This window comes from Ruegeria sp. D3, from assembly GCF_056534465.1.
In genome coordinates this window covers 43,289-61,506 of sequence record NZ_JBQFPK010000020.1, presented here as the reverse complement: position 1 = coordinate 61,506, position 18,218 = coordinate 43,289, and the positions used below count along the sequence as shown (strand labels likewise).

At 54.6% G+C, this 18,218-nt stretch carries 17 protein-coding genes and 1 tRNA gene; 9 read left to right on the top strand and 9 right to left on the bottom strand.

The window, feature by feature from the left end:
- The first annotated feature begins 14 nt into the window (after positions 1-14).
- Positions 15-91, top strand: a tRNA-Met gene (locus ACR0DX_RS21135).
- A gap of 525 nt (positions 92-616) precedes the next feature.
- Positions 617-1,537, top strand: coding sequence for a formylglycine-generating enzyme family protein (locus ACR0DX_RS21130; protein WP_480847284.1), 921 nt, complete (start codon positions 617-619; stop codon positions 1,535-1,537).
- A 118-nt stretch (positions 1,538-1,655) separates the two neighbouring features.
- On the opposite strand, the gene ACR0DX_RS21125 is transcribed toward ACR0DX_RS21130, so the two are convergent.
- On the bottom strand, positions 1,656-2,567 hold the full coding sequence (locus ACR0DX_RS21125) for a LysR family transcriptional regulator (RefSeq protein ID WP_480847289.1): 912 nt from the start codon (positions 2,565-2,567) through the stop codon (positions 1,656-1,658).
- Positions 2,568-2,680: 113 nt separating this feature from the next.
- Between ACR0DX_RS21125 and ACR0DX_RS21120 the strand changes: the two genes are divergently transcribed.
- The 5 genes from ACR0DX_RS21120 (at position 2,681) to ACR0DX_RS21100 (ending at position 6,576) form a co-directional block, all read left to right on the top strand.
- Entirely contained in the window at positions 2,681-3,457 is a 777-nt protein-coding gene (locus ACR0DX_RS21120; RefSeq protein ID WP_480847282.1) for a CmcJ/NvfI family oxidoreductase, read from the top strand.
- Positions 3,458-3,470: 13 nt separating this feature from the next.
- On the top strand, positions 3,471-4,436 hold the full coding sequence (locus ACR0DX_RS21115; protein ID WP_170356772.1) for an LLM class oxidoreductase: 966 nt from the start codon (positions 3,471-3,473) through the stop codon (positions 4,434-4,436).
- 12 nt (positions 4,437-4,448) lie between these two features.
- Entirely contained in the window at positions 4,449-5,237 is a 789-nt protein-coding gene (locus tag ACR0DX_RS21110) for an SDR family NAD(P)-dependent oxidoreductase (protein ID WP_170356771.1), read from the top strand.
- A 92-nt stretch (positions 5,238-5,329) separates the two neighbouring features.
- Positions 5,330-6,175 carry an enoyl-CoA hydratase/isomerase family protein gene (locus ACR0DX_RS21105; RefSeq protein ID WP_170724883.1) on the top strand — a complete coding sequence of 282 codons (846 nt, stop codon included), beginning with the start codon at positions 5,330-5,332 and terminating at the stop codon, positions 6,173-6,175.
- Between the two features lie 164 nt (positions 6,176-6,339).
- Positions 6,340-6,576, top strand: a complete 237-nt coding sequence (locus ACR0DX_RS21100; protein ID WP_480847279.1) for a hypothetical protein — start codon at positions 6,340-6,342, stop codon at positions 6,574-6,576.
- Positions 6,577-6,581: 5 nt separating this feature from the next.
- Here ACR0DX_RS21100 and ACR0DX_RS21095 read toward each other — a convergent pair whose 3' ends face one another.
- The 4 genes from ACR0DX_RS21095 to ACR0DX_RS21080 all read right to left on the bottom strand — a co-directional run bounded on the left by ACR0DX_RS21095 (position 6,582) and on the right by ACR0DX_RS21080 (position 10,702).
- Positions 6,582-7,361, bottom strand: coding sequence for an IclR family transcriptional regulator (locus ACR0DX_RS21095; RefSeq protein WP_170356768.1), 780 nt, complete (start codon positions 7,359-7,361; stop codon positions 6,582-6,584).
- 11 nt (positions 7,362-7,372) lie between these two features.
- Complete coding sequence (locus tag ACR0DX_RS21090) at positions 7,373-8,731, bottom strand: TRAP transporter large permease (RefSeq protein WP_170356766.1); 1,359 nt, start codon at positions 8,729-8,731, stop codon at positions 7,373-7,375.
- Entirely contained in the window at positions 8,731-9,396 is a 666-nt protein-coding gene (locus ACR0DX_RS21085) for a TRAP transporter small permease (RefSeq protein ID WP_170356764.1), read from the bottom strand. Before ACR0DX_RS21085 ends, ACR0DX_RS21090 begins: the two co-directional genes overlap by 1 nt.
- Before the next feature lie 67 nt (positions 9,397-9,463).
- Positions 9,464-10,702 (bottom strand): TRAP transporter substrate-binding protein, encoded by a 1,239-nt coding sequence (locus tag ACR0DX_RS21080; RefSeq protein ID WP_170356762.1) that lies wholly within the window; start codon positions 10,700-10,702, stop codon positions 9,464-9,466.
- 108 nt (positions 10,703-10,810) lie between these two features.
- Between ACR0DX_RS21080 and ACR0DX_RS21075 the strand changes: the two genes are divergently transcribed.
- On the top strand, positions 10,811-12,406 hold the full coding sequence (locus ACR0DX_RS21075) for a GMC family oxidoreductase N-terminal domain-containing protein (protein WP_170356760.1): 1,596 nt from the start codon (positions 10,811-10,813) through the stop codon (positions 12,404-12,406).
- Between the two features lie 461 nt (positions 12,407-12,867).
- On the opposite strand, the gene ACR0DX_RS21070 is transcribed toward ACR0DX_RS21075, so the two are convergent.
- The gene (locus ACR0DX_RS21070) at positions 12,868-13,203 is read right to left on the bottom strand and encodes a hypothetical protein (RefSeq protein WP_170356758.1); all 336 of its coding nucleotides are present in this window, start codon (positions 13,201-13,203) and stop codon (positions 12,868-12,870) included.
- Positions 13,204-13,946: 743 nt separating this feature from the next.
- On the opposite strand from ACR0DX_RS21070, the gene ACR0DX_RS21065 reads away from it, so the two are divergent.
- A complete protein-coding gene (locus ACR0DX_RS21065; RefSeq protein ID WP_480847286.1) occupies positions 13,947-14,981 on the top strand; it encodes a sulfotransferase family protein in 1,035 nt (344 codons plus the stop codon).
- Between the two features lie 70 nt (positions 14,982-15,051).
- Here the strand turns inward: ACR0DX_RS21065 and ACR0DX_RS21060 are convergent, their stop codons facing one another.
- The 3 genes from ACR0DX_RS21060 to ACR0DX_RS21050 are packed head-to-tail and all read right to left on the bottom strand — an operon-like array spanning position 15,052 to position 18,110.
- A complete protein-coding gene (locus tag ACR0DX_RS21060) occupies positions 15,052-16,215 on the bottom strand; it encodes a lytic murein transglycosylase (RefSeq protein WP_170356756.1) in 1,164 nt (387 codons plus the stop codon).
- A 12-nt stretch (positions 16,216-16,227) separates the two neighbouring features.
- On the bottom strand, positions 16,228-17,148 hold the full coding sequence (gene cbiB, locus ACR0DX_RS21055; protein WP_170356755.1) for an adenosylcobinamide-phosphate synthase CbiB: 921 nt from the start codon (positions 17,146-17,148) through the stop codon (positions 16,228-16,230).
- Positions 17,145-18,110, bottom strand: a complete 966-nt coding sequence (locus tag ACR0DX_RS21050) for a threonine-phosphate decarboxylase (protein WP_480847274.1) — start codon at positions 18,108-18,110, stop codon at positions 17,145-17,147. The genes cbiB and ACR0DX_RS21050 overlap by 4 nt, the downstream gene beginning before the upstream one ends.
- Positions 18,111-18,218: the final 108 nt, after the last annotated feature.

Sequence of the window (18,218 nt, the reverse complement as noted above, 5' to 3'; positions counted from 1 at the left end):
AAATCTGACTCTGACGCGGGATGGAGCAGCCCGGTAGCTCGTCAGGCTCATAACCTGAAGGTCGCAGGTTCAAATCCTGCTCCCGCAACCAACACTTCCAGTCAGATATCAAGCACTTAGCGCCCCAAAAGGGCGCTTCTTGCGTTTCGAGCTATCGCACAACTGGAAGTACTGTGGAAGCAACGTGAGCGAACTCGCAGTGTGGTGGACGCGCAACACCACGTCACGTCATGAAACATGGTTCTGTACCAAGTTTGAAACGAGAGAGAAAAGCCTACGACCTCTGATCGTTCAATAAGAAGAAATGCAATAGAGGAATGTTGTTGAAAACCCAAATTGTGATCTCTCTTAAGTTGACGGATTGTTCGTCTCTCGTTAACAGTTTCACTATTGATAAAGTTTTTGTGAGTCTTGCCAATTCGCCGATGTTTAATCAGAGAATTGAAATTGAACAACTATTTTCAATTAAGACTCATAGTTTTGAGTGGCGAAAATGCTCAGATGGTCTAATCCTCTTTTTGGGGCGTTCCCCGGTAAAACTGGCCAACAAACTCTATACTCTTTAGGGTTGTGGCGGAAAATACTACCTTTCGCTGTGCTACTGACACTCACAACAGTGGCGATTTCTGCGGAATATCAGCTGGAGGACGGCACGACTGTTGCGCCGCTTGAGATGTTCCAGGAATGTGACGTTTGCCCCGAAATGATCGTCCTGCCGCTCGGCGAGTTCATGATGGGCGCACCTCCGGGGGAATCCAAACGCAACTTCCATTGGGACAAAAAGGGGTTCCGCTTCGCGACACCGGAAGAGCCCTATATTGCCCATCACGAAGGCCCAGTTCACCCAGTAACGATCGACATGCCCATTGCAATTGGTCGCAATGAAGTCACGCACGATCAGTGGATGGAGTGTGTCCAAGATGGCGGATGTGGCGGGCACGTTCCAATTGACTACATTTTCAAGGGTAATACCAAGAAGTTGGAAGCTGGAGGAAGTCATCCAGTTATAGACGTTTCTTACAATGACGCGGCTTCCTACGCGACCTGGTTAAACCGCAAAGTTGGGCAGAGTGTATACCGCCTCCCGACAGAGGCAGAATGGGAGTATGCCGCCCGGGCTGGTACGCAAACACCATTTGCTCAGGGTGAAGAAGCCACAACGGATCAAGTCAATTTCAGCGGAAATGCGACGAAAAAAATGCTGGGGTTGGAGCTGCCCGACCTGATTTCTCGGGGGAAGCCAGTGCCCGTGGAAATGCTTGAAGCTTCGAATAACTGGGGACTTAGGCACATGTCTGGGAATGTTAGCGAACTTACGTTGTCTTGTTGGGCCGACAAGCATCAGAATTGGAATTCTTCCAGACGTTACCTCGAAGAAGCCGTGAATTCAGATTGCAATAAAAGAGCTGCGCGAGGCGGCGCTTACCCCTTCGCGATGGATTTTTCTCGCGTAGCGACAAGAGGAAGAATTCGAGATGCGGGGCGCTCCGACAAACTCGGATTCAGAGTCATCCGCGACCTTTTTTTGAATAATTGAGGAGAGAGATTGATGTGTGAGATTTTCTATATCTGTCCCCTACGAGGACAAGGCATGTCCCCTCAACGCCCGTCTCCGAGATTGGAGACAGGAATTATGACAGCCCGATTGACCTAAATTACACTTGTGTTTCCCAAGGAGGCTTTGCGCCAATCTCTGCAACCAAAAAGTCCATGAACACCCGCACTTTTGGGGATAGTACGTTGGACTTGGGATAGATCAGCCACAAAACACTGTCTTCGCTGACTTCAAAGTTTGGAAGAACACGCACCAAACGGCCTGACATCAGTTGTTCATGCACGCTCCATCTAGCATTTAAGGAAATACCGGCCCCCGCTAATGTGGCGCGGACTTGGCTTTGACCGTCATCGATAGTTAATTGGCCTTTGGCTGATGCGGGATCAAAAAAGGCGTTTTCGCCTGCTGGCCCTGTCAGTGGCCGAGGTTGGAGGTTTTGGAAAGCGATCAGACGGTGGCTTGTCAAATCGGCTGGTGTATTGGGAACGCCATGCGTATCGAGGTACTGCGGTGCAGCACATAGAATGCGCTGGTCATCAGCCAGTTTGCGACCCTTCAGACTGGTGTCGACAAGTGGCGCGTTCCTAAGGGCTAGATCATAGCTTCCTTCGATCAGGTCGAACTGCACATCCGACAGGCGCAGATCGAGCATGAGATCAGGGTGCTGTTCAAGAAACTTAGGCAGGATTGGCGCGATGTAGAGCTGTGCGAAACTGCTTGGCGCCGTAAAACGCAATGTTCCCTTGATCGTTGTCATTTGCCTACCCAATGCAGCAAATGCCGCCTCCTCCTGCGCAATGATCTCACGTGCGAAAGGCAGGAAATTCGCTCCTTCCACCGACAACGAAACTTTGCGAGTCGTGCGGTGCAAAAGCTCAATACCGAGGTTCTGCTCCAACTTGGCAAGCCTTGCGCTGGAGACCGCTGGGGCCATGCCCAGGTCACGCCCCGCCGCGCTGATGTTAAGTATGTCTGCTGCCCTAATAAACAATCGAAGAGCGTCTGTGTCCAAACCCATTATATTCACTTTCCGAATTATAAATACATTATTGGGCAGTTTATCTGCAATTTGATCGAGGTTAAATCTCTTTCACAGATGCAATAAAGCTTAGGCACGAGGCGCAAATGACACGGACGGCCACGGTTAACTACCATGTTCACAAATCCTACCGGCAAGCCTTTGAGCTTGATGCTGGCGGGATCGCTGGCAACCTGATTTGCCCTGAACTGCTCGCGACATCTGTCGTGCTAGCAGACAACCGCACAACGACCTCGTCGGTTTCATTTGCGTGCGATGCCGTTGAAATCATGCCGCTCGAAACGCAGGTCCGAGACTTTGCAGGCGACAGCTGGGAGCCGATTTACGATGCGGAGCTCAAGGCCATGCTGCAGAACAGGCTGGGTGCGAGAGAGGTCGTGGTTTTTGATCACACTGTTCGGGTGGACGATCCTGAAGCAATACGTAAACCGGCGCGCAATGTTCATAGCGACTACAGCAAGGACGGAGCCGAACAGCGGCTTGTCGACTTGCTGGGCGCCGAGGCCGCAACGGAGTGGGCGCAAGGTCATTTTGCCTTTGTCAATGTATGGCGTCCGATAGAGCATCCGATCAATTCAGCACCACTTGGGTTCGTTCGCCCCTCTTCAATTGACCCGTCGGACTGGATTTTATTGGACCTGATCTATCCCGACCGCACCGGACAAATCATGGGGCTGGTGGGCAACCCCAAACATGAGTGGATCTATCAATCCAAGATGACGCCGAATGAGGTCGCGGTCTTCAACATCTATGACAATCAAGGCCGGGCTTCGATTGCTCATAGCGCCCTCGACATGGTCGAGGATCCAAACATCAACACTGTTCGCAAAAGCATCGAAAGCCTTACTATGGTGCGCTATTAGGGGAGGGGCAGACATGTTGGATGAAACGCAGCTGTCTGGTTTTGAGCAAATAAATTTGGCCTACAACCAAGTGTTCCGTCCCGGACGACTGAGCATTGGCCTTGTGCTGCCTCTCGAAGCTTATGCCGTCGGCGCAGAGCCGACTCTACGGGAGCACCTAGAAGCGGCTCAGAAAGCCGAGGAACTTGGGTTTGCGGCACTTTGGTTACGGGACGTGCCCTTTAATGTTCCAAGCTTCGGTGACCCCGGGCAAGTTTTCGATCCATTTGTCTATTTGGGAGCTTTGGCAACGGCGACGGATCGGATTGCGCTTGGAACGTCGAGTGTGATCCTGCCATTGCGTCACCCCGCTCATGTCGCCAAGGCAGCAGCGACAGCAGATGTGCTCTCGGGCGGGCGGTTGCTTTTGGGTATCGCTTCCGGTGATCGGCCCGAGGAGTACCCGGCGATGAACCAGGGCTTTGACGACCGGGGGGCACGGTTCCGCGATAGTTTTGAGTACATCCGCGCGGTTGGATCGGTTTACCCCACGCATGAAAATGCACAGGGCAAACTGAATGGCGGGATTGATCTATTGCCAAAGCCGCATGGAACGCGCCTGCCGATGCTCATTACGGGTGGTAGCCAACAAACACCTGATTGGGTAGCGCAGAACGGAGATGGTTGGATGACATATCCGCGTAATGCGGCGGCTCAGGGTCAAGTCATCACTGATTACCGCAGGCGTGTGAAGGCGGCAGGTCAACCGGACAAGCCGGTCATGCAATCGCTCTATGTCGATGTTGTTGCCGACCCTGCTGCACCTCCGCGCCCAATCCATCTTGGGTTTCAGTCTGGAACTGATTTCCTACGCAGTTATCTGCTCGAGATTGAAACGCTCGGGGTCAATCACGTCGCGCTGAACTTAAGGTTCAATCAAGCGCCTATCGATACAACCCTCGAACATCTGGCGGACACTGTGCTGCCTGACTTTTCCTGAAGGATCAGACTGATGACCAAGACTATTCTCATCACGGGTTCAACCGACGGCATTGGCCTGCTGACAGCTACGAAGCTGGCTGCCGATGGGCACAAAGTGCTCCTCCATGGACGCAGTGCATCAAAATTGGAGAACGCGGCTGCCGCCGTCGGAGGCGATGTCGAAACCTATGCCGCTGATCTCAGCGATCTGTCCGCGGTTCGAAAACTCGGCGAAAGCGTACGGGCCAGACATGACAAACTGGATGTGTTGATCAACAATGCAGGTGTGTTGAAAGCCCCGCAAACCGTGTTGGAAAATGGCCAGGACATCCGCTTTGTGGTGAACACGCTTGCACCGTATCTTCTGACCAAACTGCTGCTGCCGGTCATTCCTGCCGACGGGCGTGTCGTGAACCTGTCATCTGCGGCACAGGCCCCGGTGAACATCCGGGCCATGCAGGGCAATGTGCAACTGGCGGATATGGAAGCCTACGCCCAGAGCAAGTTGGCGATCACCATCTGGACCCGCGAATGGGCCAAATCGCTGTCCAATGCACCTGTGATGGTTGCCGTAAATCCCGGATCACTTTTGGCCTCAAAGATGGTGAAAGAAGGCTTTGGTCTGGCTGGCAACGATATGAACATTGGCGCTGATATCTTGATTGACGCAGCCTTGGGTGTGCGGTTTGCTGACGCGTCAGGAGCCTATTTCGACAATGACAGTGGGGCCTTCGCTGACCCCCATGCTGCAGCGCTCGACGAAAACCACGCTACCGACGTCATGAACATTATTGAAGATTTGATCAGCCATACGGGCTGACCATCCGGGCGCTAAAACGCCACGAACTTCCACCTTTAACACTCCCTTACCCCTCGCGCGTGCCGCGTCGAGGCCCAAGAAAGGACGGCCTGATGAAATACGAGAACTTTCAAACCTTTGACGTAAATGTTGAAAACGGCATTGCCACGGTTACCTTCAACTTTGGCTCTGTGAACGTGCAGGGTCAGGAAATGCTGGCCGACCTAAACAGTCTGGCCATGCGGTTAGAGCGGGACCGCGAAACCAAGGTCGTGATCTTTCAGTCGGCCAACCCGGAAATCTGGGTCTGCCACTACGATACCGAGTTATTGAAGGACATGTCGACCGAAGCTGTTTCTCGCGAGGACGCTCAGCTTTTGGACCTGCAATCAGTTTGCGAGCGGATCAGCAAGGTGCCACAGGCGACCATCGCAAAACTGGAAGGGTTTGCGCGCGGTGGCGGGCACGAATTGGCCTTGGCGTTGGATATGCGATTTGCCGCGCGGGGAAAATACAAGTTCATGCAGATGGAGGTCGGAATGGGCATCCTTCCCTGCGGCGGTGGTGCCTCGCGCATGGCCCGTCAAACCGGCCTTGGCAAAGCGCTTGAGATCATTCTGAGTGCACAAGACTACGACGCAGATGATGCCGAGCGTTTGGGCACCATCAACAAGGCTTTGGAAGCGGATGAAATCGGCTCGTATGTGACCGCGCTGGCCGAACGGATCGCACAATTCCCTGCAGAGTCGATCAATGCCTGCAAGCAGATGGTCTATGAGTCCATCGATAAGCCCATCGATGACGCGCTGAAGGCCGAAGCCTATTGGCTGTATCAGGCGACCAGCAAAACTCCGGCCGTAAAACGCTTCATGATCGCGGATGAACAAGGTTTGGAGCACGACATCGAGAACCAGCGCAAATGGGGCGATCTGGTGATGCAGGTGCAAGACATCAACTGACCACCCACAAGACAATGATCTGGTCAGGCGTGCGCGGTTTCCACGTGGGCCTGACACCATTTCGCAAAACCTCAACGAAAGCTATGGTTGTCAACTCGTAAGGACCAGATGCGCTATTCGGGCTTCCCGAAATATCAGACCCGGTCGTTGCGATTGGCGACGGTGTGAAAGGTTTTGCCGTAGGTGGTGAGGTTTACGGGCGTGCAGGTGGTTTGACGGACTTACCGGGCTCATTGGCAGAGAACTTTAAGGCAGATGTTCGTCTGGTTGCACGCAAACCCAAGACGCTAAGTATGCGGGAAGCCGCCGCGCTGCCTCTCGTCGGCATAGCCGCCTACGACGGGCTGACCCGACGCGGCGAATTATACTGCGCAGACAGTCTGGCTCTTCAAGCGGCTTGAAAACATCAGTCCGTTAACATCTCCGAGAGCTCACCTGCGCCTTTTTGCAGGATGTTCAGAAAGGACAGCAGGCTGTTGACGTTGTGACGTTGGGTTGGAGCATGTACCGAAAGTGTGCCTACCAATCTGGCTTGTCCATCACGAATGGGCACAGCGATGGCCGTCATTCCGGCCATGAATTCCTCATCATCCGCCGCGTAACCATTCTCAGCGACTCTACGGATTTCCTCGCGTAGTGCTTTAGGGTTCGTCAGGGATCGTTCGGTTTGCGGTTGTAAATTGCCAGCAGAGAGAAACCCGTCCAACGTCTTCTGTCGCAGAGTAGACAGGTACATCTTGCCGCTAGCTGTGCAATGGAAGGGCACCTGGGTACCGATCGGCAATTGGATGCGAAGCGGCCATTTCGTTTCAACCCGGTCGAGGTAGATCATTCCTTCCCGGTCTGGGATGGCTAAGTTACACGTCTCACCGACGTCTTCAGCGACGCTGCGCAAGATAGCCAAACGCGCCGTACGAAGGTGTTCGGAAGACATGATATTGACCGAAAGCAACCGCAGCCGGTACCCAGGGCCATACGAGCGACCATCTATATCTCGCTGCAGGAAACCTTCGGCCTCTGCGGTTTGCAACAGACGGTGGATTGTGGGCTTCGCCAGTCCCAATGTCTCGATTAGGTCTGCTGGTTTGACGGCGACCCCACGCCGCGCCACCTCCTCGAGGATAAGAAGAAGGCGCAGGTTGGTCGGGATCTGAGTTTCTTTGTCTTGTGTTTCCGTCTCAGGCATCCCGCAACATTCTAGTTATTTGGCAGCAGTATCAAGGCCAGATCGGGCACCAGAGACACCAAAATCCACACCGATAGCAGCGCCGCCAGATACGGCACCGTGTAGCGCAGCAATCGGAAATATGGCACGCCGGTCACGCCGGAGGCGACGTAGAGATTCAAGCCGTATGGCGGGGTGATAAAGCCAATGGACGCACCAACAAGAAAGATCACCGAGAAGTGGATCGGATCAACGCCGACCGAAGCCGCAATCGGCGCAAGGATCGGGGCCAGAATGATCGTGACTGGCAAGCTTTCCAGCACCATGCCCGAGAAAAACACGATCACCATCGAGGTGAACAAAACCGCGTGGTAGCCGCCCATTGAGGTTACAAAGCTCCCAATGGTTTCTTGCGCACCCAAAAGGGACAGAATCTGCTGCATCACTACGGAAATCGCAATCAACGGTGCAAGGATACCCGTGATCTGAGCTGACCGGATCACAATTGACGGGATCTCGGGGATCGTGAAACCTTCGACCACGAACATCTCGGCATAGCTTTTTTCGGTCGGTGAAACGTTGCTGCGCGCGCCCATAAGGCGGTTGATCGGATAGCTGACCAAGCCTGCGATCACGCAAAAACCGACTGTCACACCGGCCGCTTCGGTGGGTGAGAATTTACCGGTGTAGATGCCCCACAGAACCAAACCAATGGCAAAGAAGCCAAGCCAAGCACCGAACGCGGTTTTCAACACTCGGTTCAATTGCAGCGGGATCAGATGCCCCCAGCCATTCATGCGGCAGATGATCCAGCAGGCGAACTGCATCCCTATGACCATCAGCGCACCAGGAATTATGCCGGCCACAAACAGCTCAGATATCGGCAGGTTCATCAAGAATCCGTAGACGATAAAGATAATAGACGGAGGAATGATGATCCCTACAGTTCCACCCGCCGCTGCGGTGGCCGCGCTGAAGCGTTCATCATAGCCACCTTTTACCATCTCAGGGTGCAGCATCGACCCGATGGTTGCTGTTGTTGCCGAGTTGGACCCCGAAATTGCCGCGAACAGCCCGCAGGCCCCCAACGAGGCCATTGCCAAGCCACCGCGTATCCAGCCCAGACAGGCATAGGCAAAATCGCTGAGGCGCCGCGCAATACCTGATTTGTTGATCAGGTCTCCAGTCAGGATGAACAATGGCATCGCCAGCAGGGCAAATCCTTTGTTGAAAACGTTCAGCAGTTCGGCGCCCATATTGTCCAGTGTCAGACCGAGGACAAAGGAACAGCCGATGACCCAATAGCCGATCACCAACAGAACTGGCACGCCCAGCATGAATAGAAACGTAACCCCAAGCGAGATCAGTGTGACCATAGTTCCGTCTGTCATCAGTCTGCTCCGATCACGGCCTGCTGAATCAGCGGCTTGCCTGTTGTCCAGTTATGCAGATCGTCGGCGAGGTTCTGAAATACGCGTCCGACCATCAGAAAGAAAGACAGCGGCGCGGCCAGAAGAAACCACCATTGCATGACGTTGTCAGTACCCAGTACGATCTGGAAATTAGATGCAGAAAGCGCCACCAGCCGGGTCGTGGTGACGATGACGATCATCGCGAAAATATACCACAGAACCGCATCAAGGATGAGGCAAGCCAGCTGACCTGCCCTCGGCATCGCAGTGCGGAATTCGCTAAAGCTCAAGTGCGTACGCAGGCGTACGTTGTAAGATGCTCCGAACCAAGCCATGACCATAAACAAAAGTGGCGGAATGGTCGTTGACCATGGCTCTTGATCATTAAACACAAAGCGGTCGATCACACCCCAGAAAATGATTAGCGCAATGGTAAGATACGAATAGACCATCACGGATCGTTCGAGATGGCGCTCTATAAAGGGCACCTTTCGATAGACCAGCATGACCAGAAGCCCGCCAAATGCAGAAACCACTGCACCCAGAACCCAAGCAGCGTCAGATTCCAGAGCGGATTGAATCTCGAACGAATCCTGGCTGAGAAAGGCGCTGAAGATCGCGCCTATGTCTGCCCATAACGACATGTACCCCGTCCTCCCAGTCGGTGTGTTTTTGGAACCGGCCCGATTGGGGCCAGTTCACATCAGCTTATCAGGCTTGGCCCATCCACCAACGGCGCGGTTCGACGTTTTCTGGCAGTGTGTCAGCCGGAATTTCACGCGCGATATCGTAAATTTCCTGATACGTATCGATGCCGCCAGCCCATTTGTTCAGACGTTCACGCCACTGTGCCCAAGGCTCAGGGTTATAGTTCGGGGCGCACATCTCTTCGGCCAGTTTGATCTGATCGTCGGGCAGGAAAGCGGGACGCACGCCGTTTTCGGCAAAGATCGTGTTGGGCAGTTGCGGGTCCGAGAATCCCACGGTGTTCAGCAGCGCCGCCTCATTCGCGCCCTGAATCAAAGCCTGTGTGAAATACGAGGATTCCATCACCGCGTCCTGCAACTCGCCGCTGAGACCGTCGAAGACCTTGGCTGACATCGAGGTATGCTCGGTGCCACAGAAGAACTTCAGGTTCACCGACTGCGAAACCACTGGTGCCATATTGGCGTAAGCCACGGCCGAAGCCCAGGTTTCGGCCCCGTCGATCAGACCGGTTTTCAGGGCGTCCAGTGTTTCTTCCCACGCGACCGGTACCGGGTTCAGGTTCAGCAGCTGCATCGCTATCCGACCCAGCTGCGTGCCTGTCACGCGGTTCTTGGTGCCGAACAGCTCTTCCAGTTTGGTCACTGTAGGCTTGTCGGCAAACGACGAGCCCATTTGCAGGCCACGCAACTCACAATGGGTAAACAGAAACTTCAACCCATGCCGTTTCTCCAGGGGGTCGCGGAGAATGCGCTGGCTCGCAGGGCTGTAGAAGAAATGGTACTGCGCCGCACGGCTTGGGAACATATAGGCGTAGTCCAGTACGTTCAGATAAGGCGCGCCACCAGCCGAGTTCTGAGTCGAAGCGGCGTAGATATCGACGATTCCCTGCTGGGTTTTTTCAACACAGCTGAGCTGACCACAGATCTGGTTGTCGCCGATGAACTCGATCCGAATCTCACCGTCTGTGCGTTCTTCCAGATCGCGCGCGAACTCGATGGCCCCGGCACGTTCGATCAGAAGGTTGCGGGTGTTGAAGCCCGAAGCACCGAATTTCAGGGTGTGTTTAGGCTCTTTCGAAAAACGCTTTTCATAAGTTGATTCTGCGGCTTGAGCCAGGTTCGCCAGACTCATCGCCCCCCCGAACCCACCTGCTGCCAGCAACGTAGAACTCATTCCATAACGGCCAGCCACGCGGAAGAAATCCCGCCGCGAAATCCCACTTAGTTTTTTACCGATCTCCATTGCTTACCTCCCTGATTGCAATTATTGAGACGTTTTGTATCAAAAAATGCTAGTGTAATTCTTGCATCTTGCATAGAGTTTTTTCAACGGCACGAGGAGGAGGCAGTCATGGAAGTGGATTATGCGGTTGTGGGCGCTGGGTCTTCGGGCTGCGTCATTGCCAACCGGCTCAGCGCCAATCCTAACACGACTGTTGCACTGCTCGAGGCTGGTGGCCGCGATACCAACCCGTGGATTCACATCCCTGTCGGTTATTTCAAAACCATGCATAACCCCTCGGTCGACTGGTGCTATCGCACCGAACCTGACCCAGGGCTGAACGGGCGATCCATCGATTGGCCGCGCGGCAAGGTGCTGGGCGGCTCGTCTTCACTGAACGGGTTGCTCTATGTCCGTGGACAGAAAGAGGACTACGACCGCTGGCGACAAATGGGCAATGAAGGCTGGGGTTGGGACGATGTCCTGCCCCTGTTCAAGCGCTGCGAGGATCAGGAGCGGGGTGAAGATGAATTTCATGGCGTTGGCGGGCCTTTGTCCGTGTCCAATATGCGTATTCAGCGCCCGATCTGCGACGCATGGGTGGCCGCAGCGCAGGCGGCGGGATATCCGTTCAACCCGGACTACAATGGTGCAGAACAAGAGGGGGTGGGGTACTTCCAACTGACCACCCGCAATGGCCGCCGGTGCAGCGCTGCCGTTGCCTATCTGAAACCCATCCGGGATCGACAAAACCTGAACATCATCACGAACGCTCTGGTCACGCGCGTGGTTCTGGAAGGGAAAAAGGCTACCGGTTTGGTCTACCGAGATCGTTCCGGCGCTGAGAAGAACCTGACAGTCCGACGCGAAATCATCCTGTCCGGCGGGGCCATAAACTCACCACAAATCCTGATGCTTTCAGGAATCGGGGACCCAGAACACCTAAAGGAAAATGGCATCGAGCCGCTGCACGCCCTACCAGGTGTCGGCAAAGGTTTACAGGACCACTTGCAGGCCCGGCTAGTTTACAAATGCAATGAGCCGACGCTGAATGACGAAGTCCGCAGCCTGTTCAATCAGATGCGCATCGCCCTGAAATACGCGCTGTTCCGTGCAGGCCCTATGACCATGGCCGCCAGCCTTGCTACCGGATTCATGAAAACCCGCCCGGATGTAGAGACGCCCGACATTCAATTCCACGTTCAACCCTGGTCCGCCGACAGCCCCGGCGACGGCGTACATCCGTTTTCAGCCTTCACCATGTCGGTTTGCCAGCTGCGCCCGGAAAGCCGGGGAGAGCTACGTTTGGACGGCCCGGATCCGTCTAAACACCTAAAAATAATACCGAACTATCTGTCCACTGAAACGGACTGCCGTACCATTGTCGATGGAGTAAACATCGCGCGCGAAATAGCCAAGCACAATCCCTTGGCCTCGAAGATTTCAGAGGAGTTTCGGCCAACAGCTCAGCTGAGTTGCGACGACTATGAAGGCACGCTGGAGTGGGTGAGATCAAACACCGCATCAATCTATCATCCCACCGGCACTTGCGCGATGGGAAGCACCGAAGCATCGGTCGTAGATGCAAAACTAAAAGTACACGGAATAGCGAACTTACGAGTAGCCGACTGCTCGATCATGCCGGAAATCGTGAGTGGTAACACCAATGCGCCAGCCATCATGATCGGCGAAAGGGCCAGCGATTTGATAGGAGCGGATGCCTGAAGCAACAATTAAGGGTAAGGTACTTGATCCCTCGGTTTGATTGTCTGCTCTTCTCTCTGGAAAAGAAAGAAGACCAACGTTGGGTCTCTAGACATCTACTTCAGCAGCATCTTCTTGGGATGGGATTCAACTGGTCAACGTGATCCAAAAAAGTCAATTCATGCTTGCCCCCAGTTTCATCAATTCGCCAAATTGGCAGACAGCGAAGAGCTGTCAGTCTTGTACGGGGATTCCATCAATTCTGCCACAACGGCAGCTTCGCGTGATTTAGGGCAGTTTGTTTCGTATGCAGTATCGGTGTTTTGGGCCCTTTCCCACCATCCGCTGCGTTCTGCCACAAGGTCCGTGTTGCGGTATCAGACAGCAACTGCCTTTCGCACATGACGAGTAGCAACTCGTTGCCAATCGAGATTTTCAAACAGCGCTTCAAGTGTAGAATTTGAAGTTTCCGGATAGCGAGATCAGGAGAGCACTTGGATCAATGAGATGAGGTTTGAATCCGGATCGTAAGCGGGCAAGGTAATCTTGAGTTTGTTACTACGCAGAACGATGTCGAAAGGGGCGTCAGGCTCGACCGGATCCTCTTGAACGACGATCTTGGAAAATACCCTTTCCTCCCGGACATCGGTTGTCATACGTCCTGCGCGCTGAACGCCACCTGGCCATTTGTAAACCAGCGATTGCGAGACGTTGAATGTTTTCATGATCTCGCGGACGCTCAGTTCACCACAGTCCATCTTTTTGTTTATGAAGCGTTTGAAGTTAGGTGGCCAAACACGACGCCCACCGGCATTCATGTCGATTTTGAAGCCGTAGACTTCGAAAGATCGGGTTTCGAACCCCATGGCAGCGCTTACGTTGGTTGGGCAGTTATTCGGGGATGATTTCAAGGAAAGCGAGCGCAGGAACGGTCAGACGCTCTGGGCAAGGCGTTTGGGGGACACGAACCTCTGTGGTTGGGTGTGGCGGCGTATGGTCCGATGTGGCGGTTTGAACGTCAGAAGCTTAACCAAGCCAAGAAATTAATGTGGCTGGACGAGGCGGCTTTTGGTGGGATCTGGAAATTCCCGAAATGATTGAAATAATTAATGATTTCTGATCATTGAGGCTTTGGATTTCCAGCCGTAAAAGTTGTGCACGGCTATGCACTCCTCAGACGGGCTGACCTTGGTAGAAACTCATAGAAGAATGGTAGCTTCGCCCAAGCAATCAACTCATGATGTCCATATGTGCAACTCAGGGCGCAAAACCTGAATGACTGATTAGGTGACGAACAATCGCGTGATGCGTGTGGAGCAGGGCGTAATGTGACGGAGAACAAGGATCGCTTTACGGCTGAGGAGGCAAAGAGACTTCAGACCGCTAAAGAACTAGAAGGTCATCTTGGCTCAGAGCCACTAGATGACTAAGGCGGTGAACTGAACTTGCAAACCACGTATTGAGAGTGGTAGCTGGTCCGGAAAATTTTTTGCCAGAGGTGTTTTGTGCCTAAATCTGCTAATTCGCTGTCTTACTACCTGCAGGGAGACCTGGTTCGAGTCTGAAAAAGCACAACCTTGTTTACTTGAGTAACCCCAAAGTGGGTTCTTCTTTTGTTATTAAACATCTTTGGAACATTTCAGGGCAAAAGCCTCAGGCTAACTTGCACGACCTTGAAAGTAATCCTTTTGAAAATACACTGGACTGCATTTCGCGATCGAGAAACGCGTTTGTTTTCACATTCGTTAGAAACCCATTCGTACGCGCGTTGTCCGTCTACAATGAAAAAATAAATGCTGATATCGGACGCCGGGACGCTACAACCTGGAAAAGATTCTATAAATCATTCGGTCTTTCTGAAGATTCGAAAGTGTCTTTCGATGAATTTATTGAATTGCTGTCCGAGTCTGATGACTTAATTTATCTTAATCCACACTGGCGGCCGCAAAATATTAACGTTTTGAATTCGGTTGTGACGCCCAATTTCCTAGGGCACGTAGAAACCATGGATGAGGATTTCGGGCAGGCGATGCAAGCTGCCGGAGTAGACTACACTGGGTTTCGGGCAGCAGCCGTAAACAAAGGGCCATCTGATACAAATCGTGTATTGAAAGACGCGCTATCAAACCCTTCAACAGTGGACAGGATTACAAAGCTTTATGGAAGGGATTTTGATGCATACGGCTATTCAACCGACCCTTTGGCTCCAACTAATAGCTCAATGAGGGCGGTTAGAACGGAAGGAAAACACCCTGGGTTAGCAAGCTTGGCGAATCTTGCAGTCGCTTTGGACCGTCGCCGGTTTTTGCCTCAGGATGCCCAAAGTGAATTCGAAATGGTGACGGACAGGCTTTTCAAAGCGTTCTCCGGCTCGGACACAAGTGTAGATATCCTAGCAGAGATAGATGAAGCGTTGCGCCTGCTGAATGTGACAGTTGGAGACATCCTGAAAGGTTTGGATAAAACAACGAGGGCGCTTAACGTAAAAAGTGTAGACTACAATCAGATGTTGCAGCAACTGGATCACTGTAAAAGATATCCGTGGAAATACCTTGTGGGCGCCATAAAGCTGCGACTGCCGGGTGAAAAAACATAGCTCGCAAGTAGTACTTTTTTGACCCAACGTTAACTTCATTCAGAGTTATTGCGGCCAATTATTTGAGTATTTACAACCGTCCCAACAACTCGACTGTTGGCCACGCATCTGCGGGCAATCCCAGCCGCACCTGCTCGGCCTGCACAGCCGCCCGTGTTCCGGCCCCTAGAATCCCGTCGATCTTGCCCACATCATGGCCGCGGGCCTGAAGTTTGCTCTGTAGTTGCTTCATTTGCGCGCCCGAAAGGCCCTGCGCCGGGTTGCCTGCATCATAAATCTGCGCGCCCTCCAACCGCGTGCCGAAATAGGCGGCGGTCAGGACGTAGGTAAAGCTCTGGTTCCACTCGAAATAGACGTCGAAATTCGGATAGGCCAGAAAGGCAGGCCCTTTATGCCCCTGCGGTAGGATCAGCGAAGCGGGCAGGTTGGACAGCGACCCGCTGCGGGCCCGAACGCCCATCGCCTGCCACTCGGACACAGAGCGTGGCTTGCCGGGGCCGGACAGGGACCAGTCCATTCGCTCGGGTACCGTGACCTCTTGCAGCCATGGCTGACCCGGCTGCCAGCCAAAGCTCGAAAGCATTTTTGCACCCGACATCAGCGCATCCGGGGCCGAGGTTTTCAGTGAGACCTTACCGTCCCCATCCCCGTCCACACCGTTTTCCAGAATGTCGCGGGGCAGCATCTGGACCATGCCGATTTCTCCGGCCCAAGCCCCAGTGGTGCGGGCGGGATCGAAATTGCCCTGCTCGTACAATTCGATGGCGGCGAAGATTTGAGGGCGAAACAGTTCGGGACGGCGGCAATCATGGGCCAGCGTGACCAGCGCGTTGCGGGTGTTGAAATCGCCCTGAAACGCGCCGTAATCGGTTTCGAACGCCCAGAAGGCCAGCAGTACGCCGCGCGAGATGCCGTATTCGCGCTCGATCCGGTCAAAAACCGCGTCATATTTGCGCGACATTGCCCGCCCGCGATCAATCCGGTTTTGCGAAATCAGGCGGCGCGAGAATTCAATGAACGGTTTCTGAAACACGCCCTGCGCACGGTCGGCTTTAAGCACTGCATTGTCCTGTTGCACACCTTTGAAGAAGGCGTTGACGGTGGCGCGGTCATAGCCTTGCTGCGCGGCCTCGGATTTCAGATCCTTGACGAAACTATTGAACCCTCCGCCACATTGGGCAAAGGCGGGCGAGGTCAGCAGGGCGGTGGCCAAAAGGCCAGAAAGCAAGCGCATGAAACGGGTCCGTTACAGAATAAAGCTGAACCCAACCCACACCGACACGAGGCCAAGCGCAAGCCCCCAAACCCGCCAGAGCATGTCACATGCGCGGAAAACCTCTGACGCGCCGATATCGCGGGGGGCGTCACCATTGACCCAGGCAAGATCGCGCAATTGCCCGTCATAACTGCGTGGCCCGGCTAGGGCCACGTTCAGAGCGCGGGCCATTGCGGCTTCGGGCCAGCCTGCATTGGGCGAGATATGGCGGTGCGCATCGGCGACCATCTCAGACCAGCGCGCCCATTGGCCTGATAGGGCTACGATCATCATGCAGGTCAGGCGGGCAGGGATCAGGTTCAGCAGGTCGTCCAGACGGGCGGCGGCCCAGCCGAAGTCTCGGTATTTGTCGGTCCGGTAGCCGATCATGCTGTCGGCCGTGTTAACGGCTTTGTAGACCAGCAGTCCGGGCAAACCGCCAATAAGAAACCAGAAGGCGGGCGCAATGACCCCGTCGCTCAGGTTCTCGGCCGCGCTTTCGATGGCGGATCGTGCCACCTGCGCCTGCGTCATGTCGCGCGTATCGCGTGAAACGATCATCGCGACTTGGGCGCGCCCCTCGGGCAGGGATACCCGCAATCCGTCTGCGACTGCGCGTACATGAGCCACCAGCGATTTTTGCGCTAGCAGGATGGCGCAGGCGATGATCTGGACCACCGAACCCAGCAAGCTTAGCCCCCAACCGATCCCCAGCGCGCCTACGACCAGTAGAACGACCACACCTACGCCTTTCAAACGTCGCTGCGCCCCATGGTTCAAGCGCTTGTCCAGCGCGCCGATCACGTAGCCGATCATGACCGCCGGGTGTTTGACGCGCGACCATAACCAGTCCGGCTCACCTAAGGCGGCGTCCAGACATAGGGCGCAGACCAGCAGGAAGGCGGTGCTCACAGTGCGGCCTCAAGCCTGTTCCAGCCATCTGCAGGGGGCAGGCCCAACCGCAGGTAGGTTTGGGAATAGGGGAAGATGCGGCTCCAGATATGGGCGCGGGCCAGACGGGTTTGCCATTGGGCAGCGTCATCGACTTGATAGAGGCGGAACAGTGTGGTGCCGCCAGCAAGCTGCGCGCCCTTTGCGATCATAAGCGCATCCAGCCGAGCGGTGTCCGTCGTCAGGCGCTGACGGGTGGAATTGGCCCAATCGGGATCGGTCAGGGCGCGCTGACCGACGCGAAGCGCCGGCCCAGACACTGCCCAAGGGCCGGTCAGGTCGTTCAGGCGGGCGATCAGCAGTGGATCACCGATTGCAAAGCCTAGACGCAGCCCAGCCAGCCCCCAGAACTTGCCGAAGCTTTTCAAAACGATCACGCCCGGTCGCGCGGCCAGGTGGATCAGTGACACCTCTGGAGTGACGTCACAAAAGCTCTCGTCAATTATGGTCAGCGGGGCATTCACGTCTGACTCGTCCCAATAGCGACCATCTGGATTGTTGGGGTGGACGATGACGCGGGCCTGGGCCGGTCCACCAGATTGGACTTTCCAGCCCTGCGCGGAAAAGGCTGCGGCATGTTCATTGTAAGTGGGCATGGTGATCTGAACGCGGCCTGCCGGCGCAAGTGCGGGGATACGGGCGATCAGGGCCGATGCGCCGGGCGAGGGCAAAATAGCCGCGTCTGCCGGGACTGACCAGAAGTGTCGGGCGGCTTGTGACAGCTGTTCGAATGCGCCGTGATCTGGAAGGGCGGTCCAATCTTCATGGGACAGCGCGGCTATGGGATACGGATGAGGATTGATTCCGGTCGAAAGGTCGATCCAGTTCCCGCGCGCGCCGCCATAGGCCGCAATCGCTGCATCCAACCCGCCGCCGTGGTCTCGCGCAGCCCGTGGGTTCAAGTTTTTGTCAGAGCTTGTCATCTAGGTCCCGCCGGAATCGCGTATTTCTGGCTGTTTCAAGCGGATTTTCGCCGTTTTTACAAGCGAATCCGCGCTGTCACGAAAAGCCGAAAACAGCGTTAACACTTT

Excerpts from the sequence above, each read along its gene's own strand:
- ACR0DX_RS21120 (WP_480847282.1), top strand. The coding sequence starts at position 2,681 with ATGACACGGACGGCCACGGTTAACTACCATGTTCACAAATCCTACCGG.
- ACR0DX_RS21115 (WP_170356772.1), top strand. The coding sequence starts at position 3,471 with ATGTTGGATGAAACGCAGCTGTCTGGTTTTGAGCAAATAAATTTGGCC.
- ACR0DX_RS21110 (WP_170356771.1), top strand. The coding sequence starts at position 4,449 with ATGACCAAGACTATTCTCATCACGGGTTCAACCGACGGCATTGGCCTG.
- ACR0DX_RS21105 (WP_170724883.1), top strand. The coding sequence starts at position 5,330 with ATGAAATACGAGAACTTTCAAACCTTTGACGTAAATGTTGAAAACGGC.
- ACR0DX_RS21095 (WP_170356768.1), bottom strand. The coding sequence starts at position 7,361 with ATGCCTGAGACGGAAACACAAGACAAAGAAACTCAGATCCCGACCAAC.
- ACR0DX_RS21090 (WP_170356766.1), bottom strand. The coding sequence starts at position 8,731 with ATGACAGACGGAACTATGGTCACACTGATCTCGCTTGGGGTTACGTTT.
- ACR0DX_RS21085 (WP_170356764.1), bottom strand. The coding sequence starts at position 9,396 with ATGTCGTTATGGGCAGACATAGGCGCGATCTTCAGCGCCTTTCTCAGC.
- ACR0DX_RS21080 (WP_170356762.1), bottom strand. The coding sequence starts at position 10,702 with ATGGAGATCGGTAAAAAACTAAGTGGGATTTCGCGGCGGGATTTCTTC.
- ACR0DX_RS21075 (WP_170356760.1), top strand. The coding sequence starts at position 10,811 with ATGGAAGTGGATTATGCGGTTGTGGGCGCTGGGTCTTCGGGCTGCGTC.
- ACR0DX_RS21070 (WP_170356758.1), bottom strand. The coding sequence starts at position 13,203 with ATGAATGCCGGTGGGCGTCGTGTTTGGCCACCTAACTTCAAACGCTTC.
- ACR0DX_RS21060 (WP_170356756.1), bottom strand. The coding sequence starts at position 16,215 with ATGCGCTTGCTTTCTGGCCTTTTGGCCACCGCCCTGCTGACCTCGCCC.
- ACR0DX_RS21050 (WP_480847274.1), bottom strand. The coding sequence starts at position 18,110 with ATGACAAGCTCTGACAAAAACTTGAACCCACGGGCTGCGCGAGACCAC.